The sequence below is a fragment of the Neorhizobium turbinariae genome (assembly GCF_023223505.1).
In the GTDB taxonomy this organism is placed as follows: domain Bacteria; phylum Pseudomonadota; class Alphaproteobacteria; order Rhizobiales; family Rhizobiaceae; genus Neorhizobium; species Neorhizobium turbinariae.
Map to the genome: position 1 here is coordinate 226724 of NZ_JALPRY010000007.1, position 23946 is coordinate 250669.

23 protein-coding genes and 1 riboswitch are annotated in these 23946 nt (G+C 60.5%); of the genes, 9 read left to right on the plus strand and 14 right to left on the minus strand.

Annotated features, from left to right (window positions below):
- The 6 genes from doeA to M0654_RS06200 all read right to left on the minus strand — a co-directional run bounded on the left by doeA (position 1) and on the right by M0654_RS06200 (position 7725).
- Positions 1-1179 (minus strand): ectoine hydrolase DoeA, encoded by a 1179-nt coding sequence (gene doeA, locus M0654_RS06175; protein ID WP_248682285.1) that lies wholly within the window; start codon positions 1177-1179, stop codon positions 1-3.
- Positions 1176-2189 (minus strand): ectoine utilization protein EutC, encoded by a 1014-nt coding sequence (gene eutC, locus M0654_RS06180; protein WP_248682286.1) that lies wholly within the window; start codon positions 2187-2189, stop codon positions 1176-1178. Before eutC ends, doeA begins: the two co-directional genes overlap by 4 nt.
- Positions 2186-3202: a hydroxyectoine utilization dehydratase EutB gene (gene eutB / locus M0654_RS06185; RefSeq protein WP_248682287.1), complete on the minus strand. Its 1017-nt coding sequence runs from the start codon at positions 3200-3202 to the stop codon at positions 2186-2188. Before eutB ends, eutC begins: the two co-directional genes overlap by 4 nt.
- Positions 3203-3266: 64 nt before the next feature.
- The gene (ehuR, locus tag M0654_RS06190) at positions 3267-4715 is read right to left on the minus strand and encodes a MocR-like ectoine utilization transcription factor EhuR (protein WP_248682288.1); all 1449 of its coding nucleotides are present in this window, start codon (positions 4713-4715) and stop codon (positions 3267-3269) included.
- 113 nt (positions 4716-4828) lie between these two features.
- Positions 4829-6232 carry an aspartate aminotransferase family protein gene (locus M0654_RS06195; protein ID WP_248682289.1) on the minus strand — a complete coding sequence of 468 codons (1404 nt, stop codon included), beginning with the start codon at positions 6230-6232 and terminating at the stop codon, positions 4829-4831.
- A gap of 14 nt (positions 6233-6246) precedes the next feature.
- Positions 6247-7725: an NAD-dependent succinate-semialdehyde dehydrogenase gene (locus M0654_RS06200; protein ID WP_248682290.1), complete on the minus strand. Its 1479-nt coding sequence runs from the start codon at positions 7723-7725 to the stop codon at positions 6247-6249.
- 121 nt (positions 7726-7846) lie between these two features.
- Here M0654_RS06200 and M0654_RS06205 point away from each other — a divergent pair, with 121 nt between their 5' ends.
- Positions 7847-8314: an Lrp/AsnC family transcriptional regulator gene (locus M0654_RS06205; protein WP_248682291.1), complete on the plus strand. Its 468-nt coding sequence runs from the start codon at positions 7847-7849 to the stop codon at positions 8312-8314.
- A gap of 22 nt (positions 8315-8336) precedes the next feature.
- On the opposite strand, the gene M0654_RS06210 is transcribed toward M0654_RS06205, so the two are convergent.
- The 3 genes from M0654_RS06210 to M0654_RS22855 all read right to left on the minus strand — a co-directional run bounded on the left by M0654_RS06210 (position 8337) and on the right by M0654_RS22855 (position 10733).
- Positions 8337-8990: a glutathione S-transferase family protein gene (locus M0654_RS06210; protein WP_248682292.1), complete on the minus strand. Its 654-nt coding sequence runs from the start codon at positions 8988-8990 to the stop codon at positions 8337-8339.
- Positions 8991-9064: 74 nt separating this feature from the next.
- The gene (locus M0654_RS06215; protein WP_248682293.1) at positions 9065-10261 is read right to left on the minus strand and encodes an MFS transporter; all 1197 of its coding nucleotides are present in this window, start codon (positions 10259-10261) and stop codon (positions 9065-9067) included.
- A gap of 40 nt (positions 10262-10301) precedes the next feature.
- Positions 10302-10733, minus strand: coding sequence for a hypothetical protein (locus M0654_RS22855; RefSeq protein WP_313791070.1), 432 nt, complete (start codon positions 10731-10733; stop codon positions 10302-10304).
- Between M0654_RS22855 and M0654_RS06225 the strand changes: the two genes are divergently transcribed.
- Positions 10726-11043, plus strand: a complete 318-nt coding sequence (locus M0654_RS06225; RefSeq protein ID WP_248682294.1) for an antibiotic biosynthesis monooxygenase — start codon at positions 10726-10728, stop codon at positions 11041-11043. The genes M0654_RS22855 and M0654_RS06225 overlap by 8 nt on opposite strands.
- A gap of 266 nt (positions 11044-11309) precedes the next feature.
- Positions 11310-12068: a GGDEF domain-containing protein gene (locus tag M0654_RS06230; protein ID WP_248682295.1), complete on the plus strand. Its 759-nt coding sequence runs from the start codon at positions 11310-11312 to the stop codon at positions 12066-12068.
- A gap of 3 nt (positions 12069-12071) precedes the next feature.
- Here M0654_RS06230 and M0654_RS06235 read toward each other — a convergent pair whose 3' ends face one another.
- The 5 genes from M0654_RS06235 to M0654_RS06255 all read right to left on the minus strand — a co-directional run bounded on the left by M0654_RS06235 (position 12072) and on the right by M0654_RS06255 (position 15610).
- Positions 12072-12368, minus strand: coding sequence for a hypothetical protein (locus M0654_RS06235; protein ID WP_248682296.1), 297 nt, complete (start codon positions 12366-12368; stop codon positions 12072-12074).
- Positions 12369-12424: 56 nt separating this feature from the next.
- Positions 12425-12631 carry a hypothetical protein gene (locus tag M0654_RS06240; protein WP_248682297.1) on the minus strand — a complete coding sequence of 69 codons (207 nt, stop codon included), beginning with the start codon at positions 12629-12631 and terminating at the stop codon, positions 12425-12427.
- A 130-nt stretch (positions 12632-12761) separates the two neighbouring features.
- On the minus strand, positions 12762-12971 hold the full coding sequence (locus M0654_RS06245) for a cold-shock protein (protein ID WP_118852599.1): 210 nt from the start codon (positions 12969-12971) through the stop codon (positions 12762-12764).
- Between the two features lie 241 nt (positions 12972-13212).
- Positions 13213-14844 (minus strand): FAD-dependent oxidoreductase, encoded by a 1632-nt coding sequence (locus M0654_RS06250; protein WP_248682298.1) that lies wholly within the window; start codon positions 14842-14844, stop codon positions 13213-13215.
- Between the two features lie 100 nt (positions 14845-14944).
- Positions 14945-15610, minus strand: coding sequence for a GntR family transcriptional regulator (locus M0654_RS06255; RefSeq protein ID WP_248682299.1), 666 nt, complete (start codon positions 15608-15610; stop codon positions 14945-14947).
- A 118-nt stretch (positions 15611-15728) separates the two neighbouring features.
- Here M0654_RS06255 and M0654_RS06260 point away from each other — a divergent pair, with 118 nt between their 5' ends.
- The 6 genes from M0654_RS06260 to M0654_RS06285 all read left to right on the plus strand — a co-directional run bounded on the left by M0654_RS06260 (position 15729) and on the right by M0654_RS06285 (position 23931).
- Positions 15729-16730, plus strand: coding sequence for a TRAP transporter substrate-binding protein (locus tag M0654_RS06260; protein ID WP_248682300.1), 1002 nt, complete (start codon positions 15729-15731; stop codon positions 16728-16730).
- Positions 16731-16776: 46 nt separating this feature from the next.
- Positions 16777-17355, plus strand: coding sequence for a TRAP transporter small permease subunit (locus M0654_RS06265; protein WP_248682301.1), 579 nt, complete (start codon positions 16777-16779; stop codon positions 17353-17355).
- Positions 17352-18668: a TRAP transporter large permease gene (locus tag M0654_RS06270; protein WP_118852605.1), complete on the plus strand. Its 1317-nt coding sequence runs from the start codon at positions 17352-17354 to the stop codon at positions 18666-18668. Before M0654_RS06265 ends, M0654_RS06270 begins: the two co-directional genes overlap by 4 nt.
- The gene (locus M0654_RS06275) at positions 18665-20092 is read left to right on the plus strand and encodes a malonyl-CoA decarboxylase (protein WP_248682302.1); all 1428 of its coding nucleotides are present in this window, start codon (positions 18665-18667) and stop codon (positions 20090-20092) included. Before M0654_RS06270 ends, M0654_RS06275 begins: the two co-directional genes overlap by 4 nt.
- Positions 20089-21606, plus strand: a complete 1518-nt coding sequence (locus tag M0654_RS06280) for a malonate--CoA ligase (protein WP_248682303.1) — start codon at positions 20089-20091, stop codon at positions 21604-21606. The genes M0654_RS06275 and M0654_RS06280 overlap by 4 nt, the downstream gene beginning before the upstream one ends.
- Before the next feature lie 118 nt (positions 21607-21724).
- Positions 21725-21928: riboswitch (cobalamin riboswitch) on the plus strand.
- 185 nt (positions 21929-22113) lie between these two features.
- The gene (locus M0654_RS06285) at positions 22114-23931 is read left to right on the plus strand and encodes a TonB-dependent receptor domain-containing protein (protein ID WP_248682304.1); all 1818 of its coding nucleotides are present in this window, start codon (positions 22114-22116) and stop codon (positions 23929-23931) included.
- Positions 23932-23946: the final 15 nt, after the last annotated feature.

Here is a 23946-nt window from a genome sequence, read left to right on the forward strand (position 1 = left end):
TCAGGCCTTCACGAACAACTGGCGGGGTACGTTGGACAGGCATTCGACGCCGGTCTCGGTGATCGCGATGCTTTCGGTGATCTCCAGGCCCATGTCTTCGAGCCAGAGGCCCGTCATGAAGTGGAAGGTCATGCCCGGCTGCAGCTCCGTGCGGTCCCCCGGGCGCAGGCTCATCGTCCGCTCGCCCCAATCCGGCGGATAAGAAAGGCCGATGGGGTAGCCGGTGCGGTTGTCCTTGATGATCCCGTATCTCTTCAAGACAGCAAAGAAAGCGTTGGCTATATCTTCGCATGTATTGCCCGGCTTGGCGGCGGCAAGCCCCGCTTCCATGCCTTCAAGGGTCGCCTTCTCCGCATCGAGGAATGCCTGCGTCGGCTTGCCGAGGAAAACCGTGCGCGACAGCGGGCAGTGGTAGCGCTTGTAGGCGCCGGCAATCTCGAAGAACGTGCCTTCGCCGGTACGCATAGGCTTGTCGTCCCAGGTCAAGTGCGGCGCGGAAGCATCGGCGCCCGACGGTAGAAGTGGGACGATCGCTGGATAATCACCACCGAACTCGGCGGTGCCGCGAATGCCGGCGTCATAGATCTCGGCCACCAGATCGCATTTGCGCATGCCTGGCTCAACGACATCAACAATGCGCTTATGCATCAACTCGACGATCTTGCCGGCCTTGCGCATGTAGTCGAGCTCGGTCGGGCTCTTGACGGCGCGCTGCCAGTTCACCAGGCCCGCCGCATCCGTGAAGCGGGCATTCGGCAGATGTTTCTGGAGCGAAGCAAACGCGGCGGCCGAGAAGTAATAGTTGTCCATCTCGACGCCGACCGTGAGGCCGGACCACTTCCGCTCGTCGATGATCTGCGAGAGCAGGTCCATCGGGTGGCGTTCGGTCGACTGAACATAGTGATCGGGATAGCCGATGATATTCTCATGGGCGAGGTAGGCGGTGCGCTTGGCGCCGTTGGCGTCCTGCTTGCGACCGTACCAGATCGGCTCGCCGGTCGGCGGTACCAGTACGCATTGATGGACATAGAAGGACCAGCCGTCATACCCGGTCAGCCAGTGCATGTTGGACGGATCCGTGACGATCAGGAGATCGATCCCGGCCTGCTCCATCGCGCGACGGGTTTTCGACAGGCGCTCGGCATATTCCTCGCGCGTAAAGTTCAGCGTCACGCTCACGCTTCATCTCCCATGTTCAGCTTGTTTTCGATGATCTGGCCGCGTCCCGCGTCTTTCGCGCGGGTGAGGGCGAGATTGGCAATTGCGGTGTCTTGCACGCCGGTTCCGGTGAGGTCGGCAAAGGTGATGTCACTGGCGTCAGTACGTCCAGATGCCTTCCCGGCAATGACGGCTCCAAGCTCCGCAAACAGCTCATCCGCGGATGCTGCGCCTGCCTCGATCGCGTGGTGCAACTCCCCGAGCACCCGCGTCTGCATGATGCGGTCAGCGACATAGGTTGCCCGGGCAAAGACGGCCGGGTCGATCTCGTTCTTGTGCTCGGAGTCAGATCCCATGGCGGTCAGGTGCTGGCCGGGCTCCAGCCAGTCCGCCATCAGGATGGGTGTTTCCGCCGGTGTGGTCGTGACGATGATGTCGGCGCCGCTAACGGCCTGCCGCGGATCGGGTACCGCGGTGACCTCGATGCCGTGGTCGCGCGAAAACTGCGCGGCAAGCTGCTCGGCCTTGGCATAGTCACGAGCCCAAACGCGCGCCGCCTTGATTGGCCGTACCAGCGTCAGGGCCTGAAGCTGCAGCCGTGCCTGCATGCCGGCGCCGAAGATCGTGGCCACCGAAGCATCCTCGCGTGACAGATGCCGCGCGGCGACTGCGCCGGCGGCGGCCGTACGCACGTCGGTCAGGTAACCATTGTCGAGCAACAGTGCCTCAACCAACCCTGTCCTGGCGCTAAGGAGGATCATCAAGCCGTTGAGGCTTGGCAGGCCGAGCTTCGGATTGTCGAAGAAACCAGGGCTGACCTTGATGGCGAAGCTGTCGAAGCCGGGGACGTAAGCAGTCTTGACATCGACCTCGCCGCGGAACTCGGGAATGTCGAGACGCATGATCGGCGGCATCGCGACGGCTTTGGTCGCGAGCGCGGCGAATGCCTGCTCAACGCAATCGACCGCAGAAGCATCGAGCTTCACGATGGCACGCAGATCACCTTCCGTCAGGATGCTGATGCGGCTCATCCGGCTGCCCCCACGATGTCCCGGTGTTTCTTGGGATCGATGTTGGCGCCGGAGACGATGATGGCCGTCGGACCAGTCGGCTGGATTTTACCTGCCAGGATGGCTGCGATGCCGACCGCGCCGGCACCTTCCACGACTTCGCCTTCCTCGCGCGCCGCATGCCGGATGCCGGCTGCAATCTCCTCCTCGCTAAGCAGGACCACGTCATCGAGAAGCTCGCGGCAGAGCGCGAAGGTCACTCGGTTTTGGAGCCCGATGCCGCCACCGAGTGAATCCGCCAGCGTCTCCTCCTCGCGGATCTGGACCGGCTTGCCGGCAGCAATGGCCGCATGCATGGCCGCGCCGCGCTGCATCGAAATCCCGATGATGCACGCCTGTGGTCTCAGCGCCTTCACCGCCACAGCGCTACCGCCCGCCAGGCCGCCGCCGGACAGAGGGATCAGCACGGTCACGAGATCCGGCAGGTCCTCGATGATCTCGAGCCCAATCGTGCCCTGGCCGGCCACGACATCGACGTTGTCGAAGGGCGGGATAGGGGTGAGGCCGGCGCTTTCAACGAGACGCTCGACTTCTTCCTGTGCGTCATCCTGCGATGTGCCGACGATGCGGATATTGGAACCAAGCGCGCGGATCGCCTCAACTTTGTTGGTCGGAACGAGGGAAGACATGCAGATCGTTGCGGAAACACCAAGTTCGCGGGCCGCATAAGCAACGGCGCGGCCGTGATTGCCAGTCGATGCGGTGGCGAGACCACGCTGACGTGGCGCGTCATCGAGTGCGAGAATGGCGTTTGTTGCCCCGCGAAGCTTGAATGCACCGATCGGCTGGCGTGTCTCGAGCTTGAGATGAACCGGATGGCCGCTGCGGTCTGAGAGGGTGCGGGAAAAGACGAGCGGCGTGCGCGCAACGTGGCCTTTGATCCGAGCCGCAGCCTGTTCCACATCTGCCAGCGTCACCGGCAGGGTAGTATCTTCGCTCAACTTGGACAGGCTCGCGCTCTTCATGATTGTCATGTTGCGAGCGATGCAAAATCATGTCAATTATTATATTGTCATGGTTCAATATTCGTGGAGCGCCTTACCCGATTGAACCGATGTCATAGACCGGCGGCAGTTGTTCGAACGTATTGCGCACGGTGGTGAGGGCGCTGGTCAGCGTAGGATGGCTCATGCGACCGCCAAGACAAATGCGGATGCCGCCGCCGTGACCGGGCCCGGCTATGAAAGGTTCCGACGGCGAGACTGCGACATTCTGGTTGGCAAGCGCACGCACCAATCCATCTTCCGTCCAATGCCCCGGCACCTTCAGCCACGCGCAAAGCGAAAGCGGGTGGCTGGAGGCGACGTGTTCGCCAAGGATACTTGTTGCAATCGACTGGCGCGCCGCCGCTTCCAGGCGCTGTACTTCCACCAGCCGCAGTGCCGTACCATTCTCCACCCAGCGGGTGGCAATCTCGCCGGCCAGATAGGTCCCGCTCCAGCTTGAAACGCGCAGGATCGAGGCGGCGCGGATGGAATAGGACGGCGGGACGACGAGATAACCCACGCGTAGGCCCGTCAGCACCGCCTTCGTGAAGCTGGTGACGAAGAAGCCGAGATCCGGCAGCATCTCGCTGATTGACGGCAGATCCTCATCGATCATCGGACGGCATACTTCGTCTTCAACGACAAAAACGCCGTGACGAGCGGCAATGGCCGCGATTACCCTTCGACGCTCGGCGCCGGAGACGTGACCAGTTGGGTTGTTGAGGGTTGGGATCAACACGAGTGCACGTACGCCGCCGGCTGCACACGCCGCTTCCAGCGCATCAGGCAGGATGCCTTCGTCGTCGGTCGGCAGGCCCTTGAGGCTAAAGCCTAGCACGTTGGAAAGGCCTATGATGCCGTGATCCGTCAGGTTTTCGCATAGCACCACATCGCCTGAACGGACGATGCAACTCAGCGCAAGGAAAATGCCGTGCGCCGCGCCATTGGTGACGAGGATGCGGTCAGCACCTGCCGGCACTCCAAATCGCCGCAGCCAGAGGCTTGCCGTGTCGCGATGACGCTGAAGGCCAGCGATCGGACGGCAGGGGCGCATGAAGCTCGCGATGTCGCTTTCCGCCAACTCATGGAAGATCTCGCGCGAAGCCGTCTCGTGCTCTTCCAGATAAACGCCGCGGATGATCGACAGGTCGAGCACTTCGTTGGGGCTGTGGTCGAGCATCATCCGCCCGGCGCGGTCCGTCACCCGCGCCTTGACGAAGGTGCCGCGGCCGATCTCGCCGCTGAGGAAACCGAGCCGTTCTGCCTCCTTGTAGGAGAGGCTGACGGTCTGGACGGAAAGACCAAGCTCGCGCGCCAGGTCCCGGTGCGTCGGCATCCTGTCCATCGGCTTCAACACGCCGGCGTCAATGTCGGCGATGATCTTCTCGGTAAGAGCCGCGTGCTTCGTCACGCCCTTCTGCTTGGCAAGTACGGGCCGCCACGCCACCGGTTTTGTGGCAGGCACGGGATCCCTGGCGAGTGGATTGGCTTGACGAAACATGAAATTGACTCGTTCTCGGCGAAAGCAATTTCATGACATTATGCACGCTCCTGCGGAAAAGCGGAAGTGCGATGAGGAGAGTCGGGCGGCGAACCACCCGACCTTGAGGTGGATCAGACGGTTTCGCCGGCCCGGACAAGATCATCCATGACAGAGCGCACTGCCGCTTCCGCGATGGATACGATCTCATCGACCTCTGCCTTTGTCGTCACCAGCGGCGGTGCAAAGCCAAGGATGTCGCCATGCGGCATGGCACGAGCAATGAGTCCACGCTCGCGCGCGACCTTCGATACCTTGGCGCCGACGGTGAGGTTTGGCTTGAAGCGGATCTTCTTTTCCCGGTCTGCGACGAACTCGATTGCACCCATCAAGCCGACGCCGCGCACCTCGCCCACAATGGGAAGCTGGGCGAACTTCGCCTTCAACTGCTCCTGGAAGTAGGTCCCGACCTCCCGCACATTTCCTGGCAGGTCTTCCTTTTCCACGATGTCGAGGACGGCATTGGCGGCAGCCGCACCGATTGGGTGGCCTGAATAGGTATAACCGTGCGAGAAGGCGCCGACCCGATCCGCCCCGTCTTCAAGCACCTTGTAGACCTTCTCTCCGACGATCGCGCCAGACAGCGGGAAATAGGCCGATGTCAGCCCCTTGGCGACGGTGATCAGGTCCGGTTCGATGCCATAGTGTTGCGAGCCAAACATGGAGCCGGTGCGCCCGAAGCCGGTGATAACCTCGTCAGCGATCATCAGGATGTCGTACTTCCGGAGAACCTTCTGTACGGCTTCCCAATAGCCCTGCGGCGGCGGCGTAATACCGCCGGTGCCGAGAACCGGTTCGGCGATGAAGGCGCCGATCGTGTCCGGATCCTCGCGCAGGATCATTGCCTCAAGCTCGTCCGCCCGGCGCTTTGAAAATTCCTTCTCCGTTTCGCCAGCTTCCGCGCCCCAGTAGTGATGCGGGGCACCAGTATGCAGGATGCCGGCGCGCGGCAGGTCCATGTGGTCATGGTAGAAGCTCATGCCGGTCATCGAACCTGAGACGACGCTGCACCCGTGATAGCCTCGCTCGCGGGAGATGATCTTCTTCTTGTTCGGCTTCCCGCGCAGGTTGCTGTAGTACCAGACGAGCTTCGCCTGCGTCTCGTTCGCGTCGGAACCGGACATTCCGTAGAACACCTTGCTCATCTTGCCCGGCGCCATCTTCACGAGACGGTCGGATAGGATCGCCAACTCGTCCGTCGTGTGGGCGGCATAAGAATGGTAATAGGCCAGCCGATAGGCCTGGCGCGAGATGGCTTCTGCCACTTCGGTGCGGCCGTACCCGACATTGACGCAGTAGAGGCCTGCAAAGCCGTCGATCAGTTCCTTCCCGTGCGCATCCTGAATGCGGATGCCCTTACCCGTCTCGACGATCGTTGGGTCGCCCATCTTGCCCGAGGCGAAGTCCTTCAACTGCGTGAAGGGGTGCAAGACCGAGTTGCGGTCCATCTCAGCGATCTGGTTGAGGTTGATGGTCATCGGTGTAGGTCCTTTCATGCAGCAAGATTGCCGAAGCAGACGTATTTCGCTTCAAGATATTCCAGAAGGCCGTGGCGGGAGCCTTCGCGGCCAAGACCGGACTGCTTCCAGCCCCCGAACGGGATCGGCGCGCCGGTAAATTTCGGCGTGTTGACGGCAACCATGCCGTATTCCAGCCGCTCTGTAAGGCGCATCGCACGGCCCAGGTCGTTGGTGTAGAGGTAGGCGGCAAGGCCCATTTCCGTGGCATTGGCACGCGCCAGCACTTCCGCCTCGTCATCGAATGGCAGGATCGCGGCCACCGGCCCGAAGGTCTCTTCCTGCGCGATCAGCATGTCGTCAGTAACATCCGCCAGTACGGTGGGCGTGACGAAGTTGCCGCCGAGCGGGCTGTCCTGTCCGCCGCAGACAAGACGTGCGCCCGCTGAAACGGCCTGGGCAACCTGCTGCCGGCATTTTTCAGCCACCGAGGCGCGCGTCATCGGGCCGATATCAGTTCCGGGCTCAAGGCCATGGCCGACCCTGAGTTCCGCGGTTGCCCGGGCGAACTGATCGACAAAACGATCGTAGACGCGGCGCTGGACGTAGATCCGGTTGGCAGCAAGACAATCCTGACCGGAGGTCGCGAACTTCGCAGCGATGCAGTCTTTAACAGACTTGGCGAGGTCGACATCATCGAACAGGATGAATGGCGCATGGCCGCCGAGTTCGAGCGAGGCCTTCTTCACGGTTGCCGCGGACTGGGTGAGCAGAATGCGCCCAACCTCGGTGGAACCGGTGAAGGAGAACGCACGCACCTCGGTATTTTCCAAAAGGCGACGAGCAAGCGGAGCGGCTTCGCCGGTGAGGACCTGGAAGACACCCGGCGGCATGCCTGCCTCTTCGGCCAGTTTCGCCAGCGCGAGTGCCGAGAGTGGTGTTTCCGGCGCGGGCTTGACGATCATTGTGCAACCGGCGGCCAAGGCGGCGCCTGCCTTGCGCGTAATCATCGCGGTGGGGAAGTTCCACGGCGTGATGGCAACGGTGACGCCGAGAGGCTGCATCTGTACCGAAAGTCGGCTGCCGGGCAGGTGGCTTGGAATGGTTTCGCCATAGGCGCGCTCGCCCTCGGCCGCAAACCAATCGAGAAAACTGGCGCCGTAGGAGATCTCCCCAAGCGCTTCGGCGAGCGGCTTGCCCTGCTCGGCCGTCATGATGGTGGCGAGATCACGGGCATTCTCGCGCATCAGTTTGGCCCAGTGGCGCAAGATCACGCCGCGCTCGGCGGGGAGCCTGTCGCGCCAATCGACGAACGCTCGCCTCGCGGCGGCGACGGCATCGTCCGCATCGGCGGGAGAGCAGGCCGCAACATCCGCTAGATGTTCACCCGTTGCGGGGTCGGTCACGCCAATGACGTCGCGGCGGGAGGTCCAGACACCATCCAGGAAGGCACGATCTTCAATCAAGTCCGGTCGCGAGAGCTTTTTGAGGGCCGCAACGGCGATGCCTTTCATACGGGAACTCCATGAGTGTTTACATCAGCCTATCCGCGTCGCATGATCATTCGTCTGCGTTGGTGCTGATATCGATGCAGATTTCCGGAGTTTTGGAGCGCTCGGGCGCAGGAATCCTGCAATGGTGACACTAGACAGGGCGGATCGCGCGCTTCTTTCGGCGGTCCAGAAAAACAACCGCCTGACGTCGGAAGAGCTGGCGCAGATCGTTAACCTCTCGCCCACCGCATGCCAGCGGCGCCTGAAGCGCCTGCGCGAGGAAGGGGTGATCGAGGCGGATGTTTCGATTGTCTCGCCGAAGGCGGTCGGGCGCGGCATCACCATGATCGTCCTCGTTTCGCTGGAACGCGAGCGCGCGGATATTGTCGACCGCTTCAAGGCGGCAATCCGCGCCACCAAGGAAGTAATGATTGGTTACTATGTCACGGGTGATGCTGACTTCATCCTGGTGGTGACTGCCAAGGACATGGAGGACTACGAAAGCTTCACCCGCCGCTTCTTCTACGAGAACCACGACATCAAGGGGTTCAAGACCATGGTGGTAATGGATCGCGTCAAGGCAGGGTTTGCCTTCCCGATCGGCGACTGACGCGCAGCGGTCGCGCCGAGCTTCAGGCAGTACCTTTGGAGGCTTCGAACACCGCGCGCTGTGCCTCAAAAGCGCGTTTGTAGGCTGGCCGGGCTTCGCCACGTCCGACGTAAGCGAGGAGGTTCGGGTAATCCTCCAGGATAGTCGACCCGTGCAGCCTGCGTAGGACCGACACCATCAACAGGTCACCGGCGGTAAACGCGCCGTCAAGCCATTCGGCGTCGCCCAGCCGGGTAGAGAGTCCGTCCAGCCGCTTGCGGATGTTGGCTTCGAGCACTTGCAGGCGCTGCTCGAACCAGGGCTCGTCGCGTTCAAGGATCTGGGCGAGCGTGCGCTCGAAGATCGGAGGCTCGACTGTGTCAAGCGCGGCGAACATCCAGTTGATCGCGCGGGCCCGCGCATCGCGCTCGCTGGGAAGCAGGCTGGCGTGACGCTCGGCGATATGGAAGACGATGGCGCCGGATTCAAACAGCACAAGATCCTCTTCCTCGTAGGTCGGGATCTGTCCGAAGGGGCTGCGTGCCAGATGATCGGGCTGCTTCATCGCTTCGAACGAAACAAGCCTGACATCGTAGGGCCGTCCTACTTCCTCCAGTGCCCAGCGGACGCGCATGTCGCGTGCCAAGCCTTTCCCTCTGTCGGGTGATCGTTCAAAGGCCGTTATGGTAATGGTCATCAGTCGTCTCCATGGCTTGCTCACCTTGAAGACGACTGAATGGCGGAGATCCCGACGTGGCTCTCTTGCGAAATTCAGTTCATTGTGCCGAACTTCCGCAGCAGGCCCGCGATCGCTGAGAATGCTGCAATGAATGCACCATAAACCAAGCTCGTATTGGTCAACCCGAAGGTGCCGATGGCAACGCCCGCGACAAGTGCGGGAAGGCCAAAGGCTAGATAGCTCAGGGTGAAAAGTGCGGCGAAGAGCTCACCGCGTTCGCCGGGCCGTACCAAAGGCACGATTGAACGAAGCACGCCGTAGAAGCAGGTACCAAAGCCGGTGCCGGCGATGGCAAGCGCGACGAGGTAAAACGGGAGGGACTGCATAACAACTGCGACCAGCGTCAGGATCGTCCCAATTGACAAAGCGGACGCACCATAAAGCGTGACCGCTCGGGAGGAGTGGCGGCGGGCGACATAACAGGCCAGGGCGCCTGCGCCGCAGAGCAGGGCAATAACAACCGACTGCGTGACGTGATCCTCAGCGTCAAACGTTTGTCTGACGAGTGGCGCGCCGAGCGAGAGGTAAAGCCCGCCTGTCGCCCAACCCGCGACGACCGCAGGCGAACTGCGCCAGAAGGCCGTCTTTGCAGAGGACGGCACGCCGATACGCGGACGAAGCGAGGCAAGGATCCCCGCATGCCGTGGCGCAGTTTCTGCGACAAACCAGATGGTGACGGCGAGCACGGCGCAGATCGTTGCGAGCGTGCCGAACACATCCGCTTTCGCGAACGTCGCGATGTCCATCATGATGCCCGTAACCAGCGCACCTGCGGCCAATCCCATGAGCGGGATGACCGAGTTCCAGATTGATGCGCTGCCGGGTCTTTCCTTCGGCTCGAAATCCACGACCGCCGCGGAAAGGGCCGAAAGAAGCAACCCGGCTGCCACGCCTTGCAGCACTCTTGCTATAAGCAACGTGCCGACACTACCGGCCTGCCAGAACAGCAGAAGGCTCAAGGCCATTAACGCAAAACCGGCGGAGATGACCGGGCGGCGCCCTAGATGGTCGGAAAGGGATCCCGTGATGAGCAGCGATGCCAGCAAGGAGACGGTGTATATGGCGAAGATGCCGGTGAGGGTGGCAGCGGAAAAACCGATTTCAACCTGAAGTACCGGATAGAAGGGCGAAGGCGCACTTGCCGCTGCCATCAAGACTGCCATGCCAGCAAGCGTGAGGCGGAAGCCAGCATTGGCACGCACGGAAACAGGAATGGTCGTGTCAGTCATGACGTTGTCCATGGTTCGAGTATTTTCGAACCATTTTCTACTACCACTTCCGCAATGGTTCAAGTAAATTCGAACAATGCCACAGGATAACGCCGACCTTCCCCATCCAGAGCGCGATGCGCTGCAATTGACTGAGGTGCTGTTTGCGCTGAGTGATCCGGAGCGCCTGGCGATCGTCCGCCAACTTGCCGAAGGGCCGCTTGAGATGGCGCAGTGCCATCTCTCCGATCCCTCGATGCCCAAATCGACGAAGTCGCATCTCATGAAGGTGCTGCGAGAAGCTGGCATCATCAGGAACCAAGCCTTGGGCCGCGGGCGGCTCCTGACACTGCGGCGCGAGGATCTTGATGCGCGTTTTCCGGGCCTGATCGACTCCGTTTTGAAAAGTCCAGCTTAGTTTTCCGATCATAGTATCTTCAAAAAGCCGCCCATACTGCTGATGGAGATCAATGGGAGGAAGGATCATGATCAAGCGGATCTGGAACGGCTACACGACGCCGGAGAATGCTGATGTCTACGAGCAACTGCTGGATACATTCGTCTTCCCCGGCATCGAGGCAAAGCAGATCCCGGGATATCGCTCGATCGAGCTGCTGCGACGCGACCTTGGCGACGAAGTGCAATTCACGACAGTGATGGGGTTCGACTCCCTCGAAAACGTCATCGCATTTCAAGGCCAAGACTACGAAACGGCCTACGTGCCTGCCGAGGCTCGCAAGGTGCTGAAGCGATGGGACGAGCGATCCACCCATCATGACGTGCGGCAGACACGACGCTATTAGCCATCTTTTGCGGCCGCTTCGACGTCGCAGACAGGCATTTCAGAAAGTCTCAACATTGTTATGGCAGCCTGAATATCACGAGCGGGCCGGCAACCGGTGCGCTCGTTGTGGAATAGATGGAATTTCTTTGCTTGTTTACGCAGCAGCAACTCAACTCGATCCTATCATCCCTGCCTGATCCGGCCTTCATCCTGACCCGTAGCGGCCGATACGCGGCAGTTTTCGGTGGAAAGGATGTCCGACATTACCATGATGGACGTGGTCTCGTGGGTCGCAGCATGTTCGACATGGTGAGGGAGGAGAAGGCCTGCTGGTTTCTCGGCGAGATCGAGAAGGCGCTGGAACACGGCGGGCTCCACATCGTCGAATATGAGCTCAGCGGCGCCGACGTTAAGGGTGCAGGCGAAGGGCCCAACTATTCGATCTGGTTTGAAGGCCGGGTACAGGCGCTCGATTTTCCGGTCGATGGCGAGCAGGCCGTTGTCTGGGTAGCGAGCAACATCACGGAAAAACATCAGACCCAGAAGAAGCTGCTGCAGTTGAGTGAGACGGATGCGCTGACGGGCCTCTTTAACCGTCGCAAGCTGATCGAAACGCTCGACCATCGCCTCGGCATCTTCGCACAGGATAGCGACCAAACCTCGGTGCTGGTCTTCGACCTTGATAATTTCAAGCGCCTGAACGACGAGATGGGCCACGACGCAGGCGACGCGGCTCTCGTGGAAATCGCGCGGATCTGCCGCCAGCAATTGCGCAAGAGCGATGTCGTTGCGCGCTTAGGCGGTGATGAGTTCGTGGTGGTAATGCCCGGCACGCAGCGGAGCGATGCCTTGAATATTGCCGAGCGCCTGCGCCAGGATGTCCCGATCATCCTGAAGGAAAACATCCACTACGAGTCGACGATCAGCGGGGGACTCAGCCAGTTCGACCAGCTTGACCGGTTCTCAAGCGACGTCCTGAAACGCGCCGACGAGGGACTATATCGGTCGAAGAGACGTGGCCGCAACATGGTGTCGGCCGTCTAAGCCTTAAACGCCGCGTGTACCTGGGCCGGGTTGCTCGAAGGTGAACGACGTCAGGAGAGTCGTGACAATATTGGTCGCCTTCTCCTTCACCAGCGTCTCGGTCCATTCGCTGGTACCGCGCAGCCTCAAGTCGCTGTAGATGCTGTCGACCGCGCCTTCTTCGATACGCTTGATGTGCGCCTTGAAGACGGCTTCTCCCTGGCTCTGGTAGAGGTCGCGGATCACCATGCGCAGGATTTCCTGCATTGCGATCTGCCACGCGGTGGTGCTGGCCTGAAGTTCATGATTTTCATTGGGCATCGGATCTCCTGAAGCGTGAGGCATCTGAGTTGGCGAGGGCAGGGTGACGCACCTCGTCAATCCTTGGCGCCTGATGCAGCTTTCGTGCTCTCGTCAGCCTCTTTCGCCAGTCGCGCTGCCCTCAGGCGTGCTGTCTTTGCATCACGGGCCTGTGACGCGAAGTCCCGTTCTTCCACTGCCTGGTCCTTTGCGAAAAACTGGCTTTGGATCTTGCTGAACGCGTTTTCCGCCTGCTGACGGGTTTTGCTGAATGTCTGTGTCATGAGGTTCCCTTTCCGGGTTCGGCCAGTCTTTTGGCCAAAAAAAAGCCGGGCGTCGCGCCCGGCTTTGGTTGGTTCAAACTCTCGACAGTGCCAGTACATCCGTGGTCACAGGAGAGCAGATCCTTTGGTGTCAGACGGCCTGGAGATTGCAGGCCGACATCTTGCCCGACTTGTTGTCGCGCTCCAGCTCGTAGCTGAGCTTCTGGCCTTCAACGATTTCGCGCATGCCTGAACGTTCGACAGCCGAGATGTGAACGAAGGCGTCTGCGCCGCCGTTGTCAGGCTCGATGAAACCGAAACCCTTGGTGGAATTAAACCATTTTACTGTGCCAGTGGTCATGATGAACCCTTTCTATAGCAATAGAGATCGACCGCGATGCCGATGGCATCGTGGATGGTGATAGCGATGTTTTAAAAGGAAGGTTCGTTCAGGGCGCGGTGCCAATCGCGCAATAACCAAAGCTCAGCAAGAAAAAGATCGATAAACTTTAAATAGAGATGCTTGGCCTGAATGTCAACTAAAAGTTTTCGGAACTGGTGCTACGATGTTTTTCCCGGCGAGGTTGCCCCCCGCATCAGTCTCAGGAGACGGTGTACCATTTGAGCGTCGTCGCAACTTGCTCCGCAAGCCTGAGTGCAAGAGCGACGGCCGGAAGTGTGGGGTTCGCGTGGCCACCGGTCGGAAAAACGCCGCTGCCTGCGACATAGAGATTGGCAACCCCATGGAGCTTGCAGTTGCGGTCGACTGGCCCGTCGTTCGGATTATCGGCCATCCGTGACAGCCCGATCTGGTGATAACCGTCGAACGCCTGCGCCATCACCGCCTGTCGGCGTTCCGCCAGTGGGTGGATATACTCGAGCTGTCCGATCCGGTTGCGCCGCAGCCAGGCGTCGAGCAGGTCATGGGATGTGAGGACGGAGTCGATATCCTGATCAACGACCCGATAATCGACAGACAAGGCTGCCTGAGAGCTTCCCGGTGACTGGGGTTTAAGCAAGACGCGGCTCTCCGGGTTTGGTACCTGCTCGGCGTGGTAGCGTAGCAGGTACCGGCCCTTTGGGTTGAACAGTGTCTGGTGCGTTTTCGTTCGCCGCTTCAACAAGTCTCGCGTCGCCTGCCACAATTCCACCGGCCAACGCGCGTTCTGGCGGATGTTGCGCCAGTGCTGTTGCTTGTCGACGTTGCCAAGGCCCCTTGCTGTAGGCGCCAGCCCCTTCGACATGCGACGGTAGAGGCCGGACGTCGCCAGGAACAGATAACACAGCGACAGCGCTCCGGAGCCATGGACGGGATCAGCGATTGAAAGCGCGTCGATCCAGAAGACCGTGTTCAGGAGCTTCTTGTCTGCCTGCAGTTCAGGTGCGATCTGCAGCCGCTGCCGGTAGCTATACCCTTCATCATCGCTGCGAAACGAAAGTGATCGCGCCTTCCGAGGGTCGGCGAACTTCAGAATCGCGATATAACCGGTGAGATGGCCTTGGTAGAAGCGTCCGAGCGAGGTGGAAAACCGGGCAGCCACGTCCGGGCGCGCCGTCTGCAGCGAAAGCAGCAGCCGAGCATTTTCGAGGCCGCCGCCGGCGAGGACGAAGACCTTTGCGGACACCTTCGCCGCTCGTCCCGCATTTTTCAGCGCGAGGCTCTGGACGTGGTCCCCCTGGGCGTCGAGATCAATGGATGTGACCGTGGCCGAGGGTACAACCGTCACGTTTCGGGAACGAGCCAGCCGTTGCGAATAATGCGGTCCAAGTGCCGGATGTTTGCTCCAGCGCTCCATGGCATCAACAACGACAGCTGAATCCGACAGCCCGAGGCTCTCTGAGGGCAACTCCCCGGTACTGCAGGTGAGGAACTTGTAGGCTTCTTTGTAATACGGACGAACCTCGTCGTGCGAGATGGGCCAGCCCGAATACGGGACATGCGCCCGTGGTTGGAAATCGAGGTCATCGAGTTCAACACAACGCCCTCCCCACAGCGCAGAGGTGCCGCCAATGCCGGGGCGGGAGACCGCCTCGGAGAGGGCATGATGGCCGTTGCGAAACTCGGTGTTGGCCGGCACATCGGGGGTCGAGGTCTCACCGCTGCCACGTTCCAGCACGATGACGTTTAGCCCAAGCGTCTCAAGCCTTAGTGCCAACGCCAGGCCGACGGGGCCGGCTCCAACGATGCAGACATCATTTTCGGTGGGAAACGTGTCGCCATCCGCGAGTATCATGAGAGCGTGGAGTTACCTGGAACTTGAGTGGCGACGCAACTGCCATGGGACTAGACCGGCTCAGGCGGTGTCCGTCAACTCCCTTTCTCCGGATGCCGGGTCAGGCGTGCCGCCGGTCAAGCTGGCGCAGGTTGGCAATGAGATCCCCGAAACGGTCACCCTGAACGGCGATATGGCTGCGCAGCCTCACGGTTGCCGCATCCGCGTCCCCCGCAAGAATGGCGTCAACAATGCCTTCATGCTCTGAGAGCGAGGCCGACATCCGGTTGCGCACCCTCAATTGCAGCCGGCGATATGGCCGAAGCCGCCGATGCAGCGCGATGCATTGTTCTTGCAGGAAGCCATTGTGGCTCGCGACATAGATGGCGTGATGGAAGGCTTCGTTTTCATAATAATATCGATCGGTGTCGTTGCTTTCTGCCGCGTCTCGACATTTCGCCAAGGCATCGAGAATGGCGATCTGGTCCTGCTCTTGGTGTCGACGGGCAGCCATCGCACCGGCCATGGCCTCCAGTTCAGCCATAACCTCGAACATCTCGAAGATCCTTTCGGGACCCGGATCCACGACCGTAGCGCCGCGTCGGGGTTTGATTTCCACCAGTCCTATGGCGCTGAGTTGCATGAGAGCTTCCCGCACGGGTGTTCGCGATACCTGGAAGCGGGTGGCAAGCTGGACCTCGTCCAGCCGATCCCCCGGATGGAATTCTCCCGTGAGAATGCAGTTCTCGATCTGGTCCCTTAATTTATGGTGGGCACTGGTTGTCATCGACGCTCTCATCCAAGTCTACATTTCTTGTATACAAGAGGGTTGACATTGTCCACAACCTGCACGCATCATTCGCGGGCTTCAACAGGAGGGTTGAGGCCAAGGGAGGAATTTAGTCATGAACCTGACGAAGGCATTGCAGCTTTCGGCCGCGGTCCTGATCACCGGCATGCTTGCCTCTGGTGCATCGGCGCAGACGGTCCTGAAGGCATCCCACCAGTTCCCTGGCGGCAAAGGCGACATCCGCGATGAGATGGTGCAAGTCATCGCGCGTGAAGTTGCCGCGGCAAATGTGGGCCTGGAGATCCAGGTCTATCCAGGCTCTTCGCTCTACAAGCCCAATGACCAGTGGAATGCCGTCACGCGCGGCATCCTCGACATGACGTCGTTCCCGCTCGATTATGCGTCGGGGCGGCATCCGGAGTTTTCTGCCACTCTCATGCCAGGGCTTGTCGGCAACTTTGATCGGGCCAAACGCCTGAACGAGTCGGAGTTCATGACTGACATCAAGAAGGTCATCGAGGACGCCGGGGCAATGGTGATCGCCGATGCCTGGCTTTCGGGCGCGTTTGCCTCAAAGAAGGGCTGCATTACCTCGCCCGACACGATCAAGGGTCAGGTTATCCGCGCCGCCGGCCCGGCCTTCGAGGAGATGCTGGTGGCAGCAGGCGCCTCGATCTCATCCATGCCGTCGTCCGAAATCTACACGGGCATGCAGACGGGCGTGCTCGATGCAGCAAACACTTCGTCCGCAAGCTTCGTATCCTACCGGCTCTTTGAACACGCCAAGTGCCTCACCGCGCCAGGCGAGAATGCGCTCTGGTTCATGTACGAACCGGTTCTGATGTCGAAGAAGGTCTTCGACCGGCTGACGCCGGAGCAGCAGAAGGCGATCCTTGCGGCCGGCGAGAAGTCGGAAGAGTTCTTCGATGCGGAAGTCCGCAAGGGCGATCAGATCATGATCGACGCCTACAAGAAAGCGGGGGTCGAAATCGTCGAGATGAGCAAGGCGGATTATGATGCTTGGCTCGAACTCGCCAAGCAGTCGTCCTACAAGAACTTCGCAGAAAAGGTTCCTGGCGGCGACAAGCTGATCGAGAAGGCCCTGGCCGTCCAGTGAGCGAAGGCGGCGCTTTTGCGCCGCCACTTCCTCGGAGAACCATTCCATGCTGAGTGCCTATGTCCTGTGGGTGGGCAGGCTGTCGCGCCTGTTTGCGATCATCGCGACCGCACTGATCATCATCGCCATGCTCGTCGTCTGCCAGATGATCCTGATGCGCTACGTTTTCCGGCTGCCGACGATCTGGCAAACGGATTTCGTAGTTTTTTCCGCAACTGCGGCAATCTTTCTCGGCGCGCCTTATGTCCTGCTCAAGGGCGGGCATGTCGGCGTTGACGTCATCGAGATGTTGCTCAGCGAGCGGAATCGCTTGCGGTTGAAGGTCGTCGGGTCCTTCCTCGGCCTCATCTTCTGCATCGTGATGCTCGCCGCGACCTGGGTGCAGTTCGAGGAAGCCTGGACAGGCAACTGGAAGCATTCGAGCGTCTGGGCGCCGCGGCTCTGGATTCCCCTGGCGGCCCTGCCACTCGGCTTCCTTCTGCTTTGCCTGCAATATGTCGCGCAGATCATCGTGCTCCTGCGGCTCGGACGTGAGCCGGCTGCTGTCAGTGACTTGCCATCATCGCATCTCCCGCTTCCCGCCACGCCAGCGGCCGAGCATTCCATGGAAGGACGCCGCTCATGAGTGCGACCGGAGCAGGACTTCTGCTCATCTCACTGCTGTTCATTCTGCTCGCCACAGGAATGCCGATCGCATTCGCACTCGGGCTTGCAGCCTTTGCCGCGCTTTTCCTGCAGGACGGGTTCGACATCTTCTACATCCTCGGCGACACGATGTTCTCCGGCATCGCCAACCTTGCCTATGTCTCTATCCCCATGTTCGTATTGATGGGGGCAGCCGTGGCATCGTCACCGGCAGGCTCGGACTTATATACCTCGCTCGACCGATGGCTGAACCGCGTGCCGGGCGGGCTCGTGCTCTCGAACATTGGCTCCTGTGCTATCTTTTCCGGCATGACCGGCTCGTCGCCCGCAACCTGCGCGGCCATCGGCAAGATGGGCATTCCGGAGATGTTGCGACGCGGTTATCCTAACTCGGTCGCCACCGGATCGATCGCGGCAGGTGGCACCCTCGGCATCCTTATCCCGCCGTCGGTGACACTGATTGTCTACGGCATCTCGACGGAGACCTCGATCGGCCGCCTGTTCATGGCCGGCGTCATCCCAGGCATCATGCTGACGATCATGTTCATGGCTTGGGCCATCATTGACTGCCGGCGCAAAGGTTATGAGTTTGCCGCACGCTCCGTCCGCTACACGTTGAAGGAGCGGCTGGCGGCCATGCCGCGCATCCTGCCATTCCTGCTGATCATCGCCGGCACGCTCTATGTGCTCTACGGCGGCATCGCCACACCTTCTGAAGCGGCAGGCGCAGGCGCACTGCTGACGCTTCTGGTGGTCATCATCGCCTATCGCTTGTTCCGCTTCAGCGCCGTGAACGGGATCTTTGCCTCGGCGATGCGCGAAAGTGTGATGATCATGATGATCATGGCGGCAGCAGAACTCTTCGCCTTCGCCCTGTCCTCGCTCTTCATCACCCAGTCCATCGCCGCCGTGATCGCCGACATGGAGGTCAACCGCTGGGTGCTGCTCGCGGTGATCAACGTCTTCCTGCTCGTTTGCGGCATGTTCCTGCCGCCGGTGGCCGTCATCGTTATGACCGCGCCTATGTTATTCCCAATCGTCACACAGGCCGGCTTCGACCCCTATTGGTTCGCGATCGTGCTGACGATCAACATGGAAGTGGGGTTAATCACGCCACCCATCGGCCTCAACCTCTTTGTCATCAACGCGATCGCGCCCACCGTGCCGACAAAGGACATCCTGTGGGGCTCGCTGCCCTACGTCCTGGTCATGTTCCTAGCGATCATCATCCTGTGCATATTCCCTGATATCGCAACGTGGCTTCCAAACCAGATGCTGGGGGTCGTGCAATGAACAGCGCTCCGTTCCTGCTTTCCGACATGCTTCAGGCGATTGCCGACAAGGGCCGGCGTTTCCTTTCGCTGGCGCCGCGGGAGACGGATGATCCGATAGCCACGGTGTCGGCGCTTTGCGACACGCTGTTGTCGAGCAGGGGCGAGGCGTCCGGAATGGCGCTCGCCCAGGATATCCTTAACCGCTGGCAAGGCTTTTCGCGCGAGCAGCAGCGCGATTTCATGGTGATGCTGCTTGAGCGTTTCGGCCCGGACGTACAGCGTCTGGAGCGCGCCATCAGCGCCTATAAGGCGAATCCCAATCCGGAGATCCTGCTGGAACTGCATCTGGCTGCTGAGCCGCGTCGGCAGGAACTGATCCGGCGCCTCAACCTGGCGCCGCAAGGGATCCGGACGCTGGTGCGCATGCGCGAGGTTTTGCTGGGGCTGAGGGAGGAAGATCCGGATCTTGCCGCGGTTGACGCGGACTTTGCCCACCTTTTCGGCTCCTGGTTCAACCGGGGCTTCCTGCTGCTTCGTCCGATCGACTGGTCGACGCCAGCCAACATCCTGGAAAAGATCATCCGCTACGAGGCGGTGCATGACATCGGCGGCTGGGATGAACTGCGTCGCAGACTCGAGCCGGATGACCGACGGTGCTTTGCGTTTTTCCATCCGCAGTTGTCGGACGACCCTCTTATCTTCGTCGAGGTGGCGCTGACGCGCGAGATACCGTCAAACATTGATGAGCTTTTGCGCGAGGACCGGCCGGTTTTGAGCGCCGAGGATGCGACGACCGCGGTCTTCTATTCTATATCGAACTGCCAGAACGGGCTGAGGGGCGTCTCGTTCGGCAACTTCCTCATCAAGCAGGTGGTGGAAGACCTGCGGCGTGATCATCCCAAGCTGCAGACCTTCGTGACGCTGTCGCCCGTACCAGGTTTTGCAAGCTGGCTCGCGCGGGAGCGCCGCAACGAGGCTTCCGAGGTCTTGTCACAGACGACAAGGGAACTGCTGGGCGTTCTGGGCCAGCGCGGCTGGGAGAACGATGGCCAGGCAAGGGAGCAGCTCGAGGCGCCACTTAAAACCGCGGCCGCTTGGTATTTCCTCAGGTCACGCGATTCAAAGGGCCGGGCGATCGACCCGGTCGCCCGCTTCCACCTTGGCAATGGCGCCCGGCTGGAACGGCTCAACGTTCTGGGCGACAGATCTCCGCGTGCGATGCGCCAGGCCCACGGATTGATGGTCAACTACCTCTACAAGCTGGACGAGATCGAGGCCAACCACGAGGCCTTCGTCGGGCGCGGCGAGGTAGTCACCACGCCGGCCATCCGGCGCCTCGTTCCCGCCGAGAAAGGCAGCCGTCCTTTGATTCCAACAATGCTGGCTCCCATCGGAGCCGCTGATGAGACAAAACAAGTCAATGCCGGGGAGCCTAGACCATGACCAACCACCTCTTTGACGCCATCCGTTCGGCAGCCGATCCGGCAGCAACATTCGTCGAGGACAGCAAGGGAAGGGTCTGGACCTACGGCGAAATGCTGGAGGAATCGTCGCGTCTTGCTGCAACGCTTGAAAGCCTCGGCGTTCGTCCCGGTGACCGCGTTGCAGTTCAGGTAGAGAAGAGCGTCCCGGCGCTGATGCTGTACCTTGCATGTGTGCGGGCCGGTGCCGTCTACCTGCCGCTCAACACGGCTTACACCCTGAACGAGATCGAATATTTCGTCGGTGACGCAGAACCAAGTCTGGTCGTCTGCGATCCGCGTAATCGGGCAGGTATTGCCGAGATTGCGGCCGCGAAAGGCGCTTCTGTCGAAACGCTTGATGAGGCTGGCGAAGGGTCACTGATCGAGCAGGCACGCACTGCACCCACCGACTACGAGGATGTAGCGAGGGGGTCGGATGATCTCGCCGCCATACTTTATACCTCGGGCACCACGGGCCGCTCGAAAGGCGCGATGCTCAGCCACGACAACCTGCTGTCCAACGCCCTGACGCTGCGGGAATTCTGGCGCTTCACCTCATCGGACCGACTGATTCACTCCCTACCGATCTTCCACACCCACGGCCTCTTTGTCGCGACCAACGTGATCCTGATGTCGGGCGCGTCGATGCATTTCCTGCCCAAGTTCGACCCGGACGAGGTCATCCGGCTGTTGGGCAGCTCGACCGTGATGATGGGCGTGCCCACCTTCTACGTCAGGTTGCTGCAACATCCCGGTTTGACGCGCGAGGCCGCGGCGAACATGCGACTCTTCATCTCCGGATCTGCACCGCTCTTGGCGGAAACGCACCGTGCCTTCTTCGGGAAAACCGGCCACGCGATCCTTGAGCGTTACGGCATGACCGAAACCAACATGAATACCTCCAACCCTTACGAAGGGGACCGCATCGCAGGGACCGTAGGCTTCCCGCTGCCCGGCGTCGACTTGCGCGTCACTGATCCGGCCTCCGGCAATGCACTGCCCCAAGGCGAAACAGGCATGATCGAGGTGAAGGGTCCCAACGTCTTCAAGGGCTACTGGCGCATGCCGGAAAAGACGCAAGCCGAGTTTCGGCCCGATGGCTTCTTCATCACCGGCGATCTCGGGATCATTGACGACCGTGGCTACGTGCACATCGTGGGGCGGGGCAAGGACCTCGTCATCTCCGGCGGATACAACATCTATCCGAAGGAGGTCGAGACGGAAATCGACCAGTTGGATGGTGTCGTGGAAAGTGCCGTCATCGGCGTCGCGCATCCGGATTTTGGCGAAGGAGTCACCGCGGTTGTTGTTCGCAAACCCGGTGCCACCATCAAGGAACAGGACATCCTTGACGGGCTGAGCGACCGGCTGGCCCGTTACAAACAGCCGAAGCGGGTGATCTTCGTGGATGAGCTACCGCGCAACACGATGGGCAAGGTGCAGAAGAACGTGCTTAGGAACAGCTACGCTGATCTTTACGGCCCGGTCGCGTGATACCGGTCGCAACAGGTTGGTGTGTCCAAAGGTCCTCATCCCTGTGAACAACATGCGGTACGGCGGTATCCGCCGTGCCCTCTGGCGCAAGGTCGGTTGACGACACCGGCCATGCGACGTATCCAGATCTTGAGATGGTTCTGCCTCGGCAGATTAAAACGGGAACGTGGTGATGCTCATCTTGGGCCATTCCACGACTGCCCCCGCAACTGTGACCGCTGAGCCCTCTTCCACAATGCCACTGGAGACATCCGTCTCCGGGAAGGCGGAAGAGGAGCAATGACGCGGAAGTCAGGAGACCTGCCATTTCAGTCACCCATGCAAGAACACGGGGTGTGTTCCTGCGCGGCTACCGTTGCGGTGACGATCGATGAACGTTGCCGTGGCGGGGTAAGTGCAGGCTGTTTCTGCATCTGTCCCCCGACACGACCTTTGATGGACCTGCGCTTTGCGGCGCATGGAGTTGGAGCGGATATGCGCAAACTAATCCCGTTATTGGGACCTGTGATGATAATGACTAGTGGCAATGCCCATGGACAGCAGGTTGAGCAGGAGGCTGTCCTTGAACCCATCGTGATTTCCGCGCCGCTGAGGCGGGAAGCGGACATTGCCACCGCGACAAGTTCTGTCACCGTAATTGACGAAGCCGAGATTCGTGCCAGTGCGGCATCGGATCTTGCCTCATTGCTACGCTCGTATCCCGGCGTGAGCATCGCCACGTTTGGCGGGTTCGGCTCGAATGCCGAGGTAACCCTGCGCGGTGTCTCACCGACCCAGACGCTCGTGCTCATCAACGGGGTGCGCGCCTCATCAGCCACCAGCGGCACCACGTCCATCTTCAACGTGCCGCTCGAGTCCATCTCGCGCATCGAGATCGCCAATGGCGCGCATTCGGCGCAGTACGGATCCGACGCCATCGGCGGCGTCATCAATATCATCACCAAGGATGGTTCCGGTTGCCCCGACGGCAAGGACCACTGCTCGACGGTGACGGTCGGCGTGGAGCACCCGTGGGGTGCGTCTGGCCGCGTCGAAACCCGCGGCAAGACCGAGGGCGGCTTGAACTACGGGTTCGGGATCACCGGCCGGGGAACGCGAGGGTATGACTTCACCGGCCCGACCTCCTGGGGACACGAGCCCGATGATGATGGTTTCCGCCAAGGCAGTTTCGACCTTCGCTTGTCACAGGATTTCGATTGGGGCAGGCTTTATGCCGACGGTTTCTACGCACGCGGCATGTCAGAGTTCGATGCCTTCCCCGATTCCAACGAAGCGCGCACAGTGACATTTGCCGGCAAGGTTGGCGCACAGATCAACCATACGAATGACTGGTTCTCGCGCATCGAAGTGTCGAACGCCATTGACGACGCACGAAATCATCGCGATGGCGTCCCGGGCCACGAAGACTATCGCACCGTGCGCTCTGGCGTCTTGTTGACCACCCAGAAAACGCTCAAGACGGATCTTGCCGAACACGTCTTCAGCGGCGGGGTAGAAGCCTACCGCGAACAGATTGACACCAATGTCGTGAGCTACGCGGTTGAGGACCGCACACTCGCGGGCATCTTCGGGCAGTACGCGCTGTCGATGGGATCGTTCAACGTCGATGCTGGCCTTCGCCATGACTATAATGAACAGTTCGGGGAAGCGACCACCTACAATCTCGGCGCGCGCTACGAACTGATGGAAGGACTAAGCGCGCGCGCCTCCTTTGGCACGGGGTTCCGCGCCCCGACCTTCAATGACCTCTATTACCCCGGTTGGTCGAACCCGAACCTCTTGCCGGAGCGCTCCAAGTCCGTGGAAGCCGGCCTCGCATGGCAGATCGATCCGGACACAAGTCTGGATGTCGCCGTCTACCGGACCTGGATCTCCGAGGCGATCGCTCTTGATGCCTCGTATCTTCCATACAACATCGGAAGTGCGCGCATCTCCGGGATCGAGGCGACCATGTCACACCGGATCAATGAGAGCTGGACGGTGAACGGAAGCCTGGATCTTCGCCAGCCGCGGGACGAAGATACCGGCAATGACATCCCCAACCGGGAGCGGTTCAAGGGTTCGATCGGCGCCGTCTATACGCCTACGGAGAGCCTCACGCTTACCGCCAACCTGCTCTACGTTGCGTCGCGTTATATCGATGCAAGCAACACCAGGAAGTTGCCAGACTTCGTGACCATGGATTTCGCCGCCACCTATGATGTCGATGAGCAGTCACAGTGGAAACTTGCCGTCCTGAACGCGTTCGATGAGGATTATTCAACGCGCGAAGGCTTCCGAGCACCCGGTCGGACCATTAGTCTCAGCGTCTCCCGTCAATTCTGATTGAGACAGGGGTAG

Excerpts from the sequence above, each read along its gene's own strand:
- eutC (WP_248682286.1), bottom strand. The coding sequence starts at position 2,189 with ATGAGCCGCATCAGCATCCTGACGGAAGGTGATCTGCGTGCCATCGTG.
- eutB (WP_248682287.1), bottom strand. The coding sequence starts at position 3,202 with ATGACAATCATGAAGAGCGCGAGCCTGTCCAAGTTGAGCGAAGATACT.
- ehuR (WP_248682288.1), bottom strand. The coding sequence starts at position 4,715 with ATGTTTCGTCAAGCCAATCCACTCGCCAGGGATCCCGTGCCTGCCACA.
- M0654_RS06195 (WP_248682289.1), bottom strand. The coding sequence starts at position 6,232 with ATGACCATCAACCTCAACCAGATCGCTGAGATGGACCGCAACTCGGTC.
- M0654_RS06200 (WP_248682290.1), bottom strand. The coding sequence starts at position 7,725 with ATGAAAGGCATCGCCGTTGCGGCCCTCAAAAAGCTCTCGCGACCGGAC.
- M0654_RS06205 (WP_248682291.1), top strand. The coding sequence starts at position 7,847 with ATGGTGACACTAGACAGGGCGGATCGCGCGCTTCTTTCGGCGGTCCAG.
- M0654_RS06210 (WP_248682292.1), bottom strand. The coding sequence starts at position 8,990 with ATGACCATTACCATAACGGCCTTTGAACGATCACCCGACAGAGGGAAA.
- M0654_RS06215 (WP_248682293.1), bottom strand. The coding sequence starts at position 10,261 with ATGACTGACACGACCATTCCTGTTTCCGTGCGTGCCAATGCTGGCTTC.
- M0654_RS06225 (WP_248682294.1), top strand. The coding sequence starts at position 10,726 with ATGATCAAGCGGATCTGGAACGGCTACACGACGCCGGAGAATGCTGAT.
- M0654_RS06235 (WP_248682296.1), bottom strand. The coding sequence starts at position 12,368 with ATGCCCAATGAAAATCATGAACTTCAGGCCAGCACCACCGCGTGGCAG.
- M0654_RS06240 (WP_248682297.1), bottom strand. The coding sequence starts at position 12,631 with ATGACACAGACATTCAGCAAAACCCGTCAGCAGGCGGAAAACGCGTTC.
- M0654_RS06245 (WP_118852599.1), bottom strand. The coding sequence starts at position 12,971 with ATGACCACTGGCACAGTAAAATGGTTTAATTCCACCAAGGGTTTCGGT.
- M0654_RS06250 (WP_248682298.1), bottom strand. The coding sequence starts at position 14,844 with ATGATACTCGCGGATGGCGACACGTTTCCCACCGAAAATGATGTCTGC.
- M0654_RS06255 (WP_248682299.1), bottom strand. The coding sequence starts at position 15,610 with ATGACAACCAGTGCCCACCATAAATTAAGGGACCAGATCGAGAACTGC.
- M0654_RS06260 (WP_248682300.1), top strand. The coding sequence starts at position 15,729 with ATGAACCTGACGAAGGCATTGCAGCTTTCGGCCGCGGTCCTGATCACC.
- M0654_RS06265 (WP_248682301.1), top strand. The coding sequence starts at position 16,777 with ATGCTGAGTGCCTATGTCCTGTGGGTGGGCAGGCTGTCGCGCCTGTTT.
- M0654_RS06270 (WP_118852605.1), top strand. The coding sequence starts at position 17,352 with ATGAGTGCGACCGGAGCAGGACTTCTGCTCATCTCACTGCTGTTCATT.
- M0654_RS06275 (WP_248682302.1), top strand. The coding sequence starts at position 18,665 with ATGAACAGCGCTCCGTTCCTGCTTTCCGACATGCTTCAGGCGATTGCC.
- M0654_RS06280 (WP_248682303.1), top strand. The coding sequence starts at position 20,089 with ATGACCAACCACCTCTTTGACGCCATCCGTTCGGCAGCCGATCCGGCA.
- M0654_RS06285 (WP_248682304.1), top strand. The coding sequence starts at position 22,114 with ATGATAATGACTAGTGGCAATGCCCATGGACAGCAGGTTGAGCAGGAG.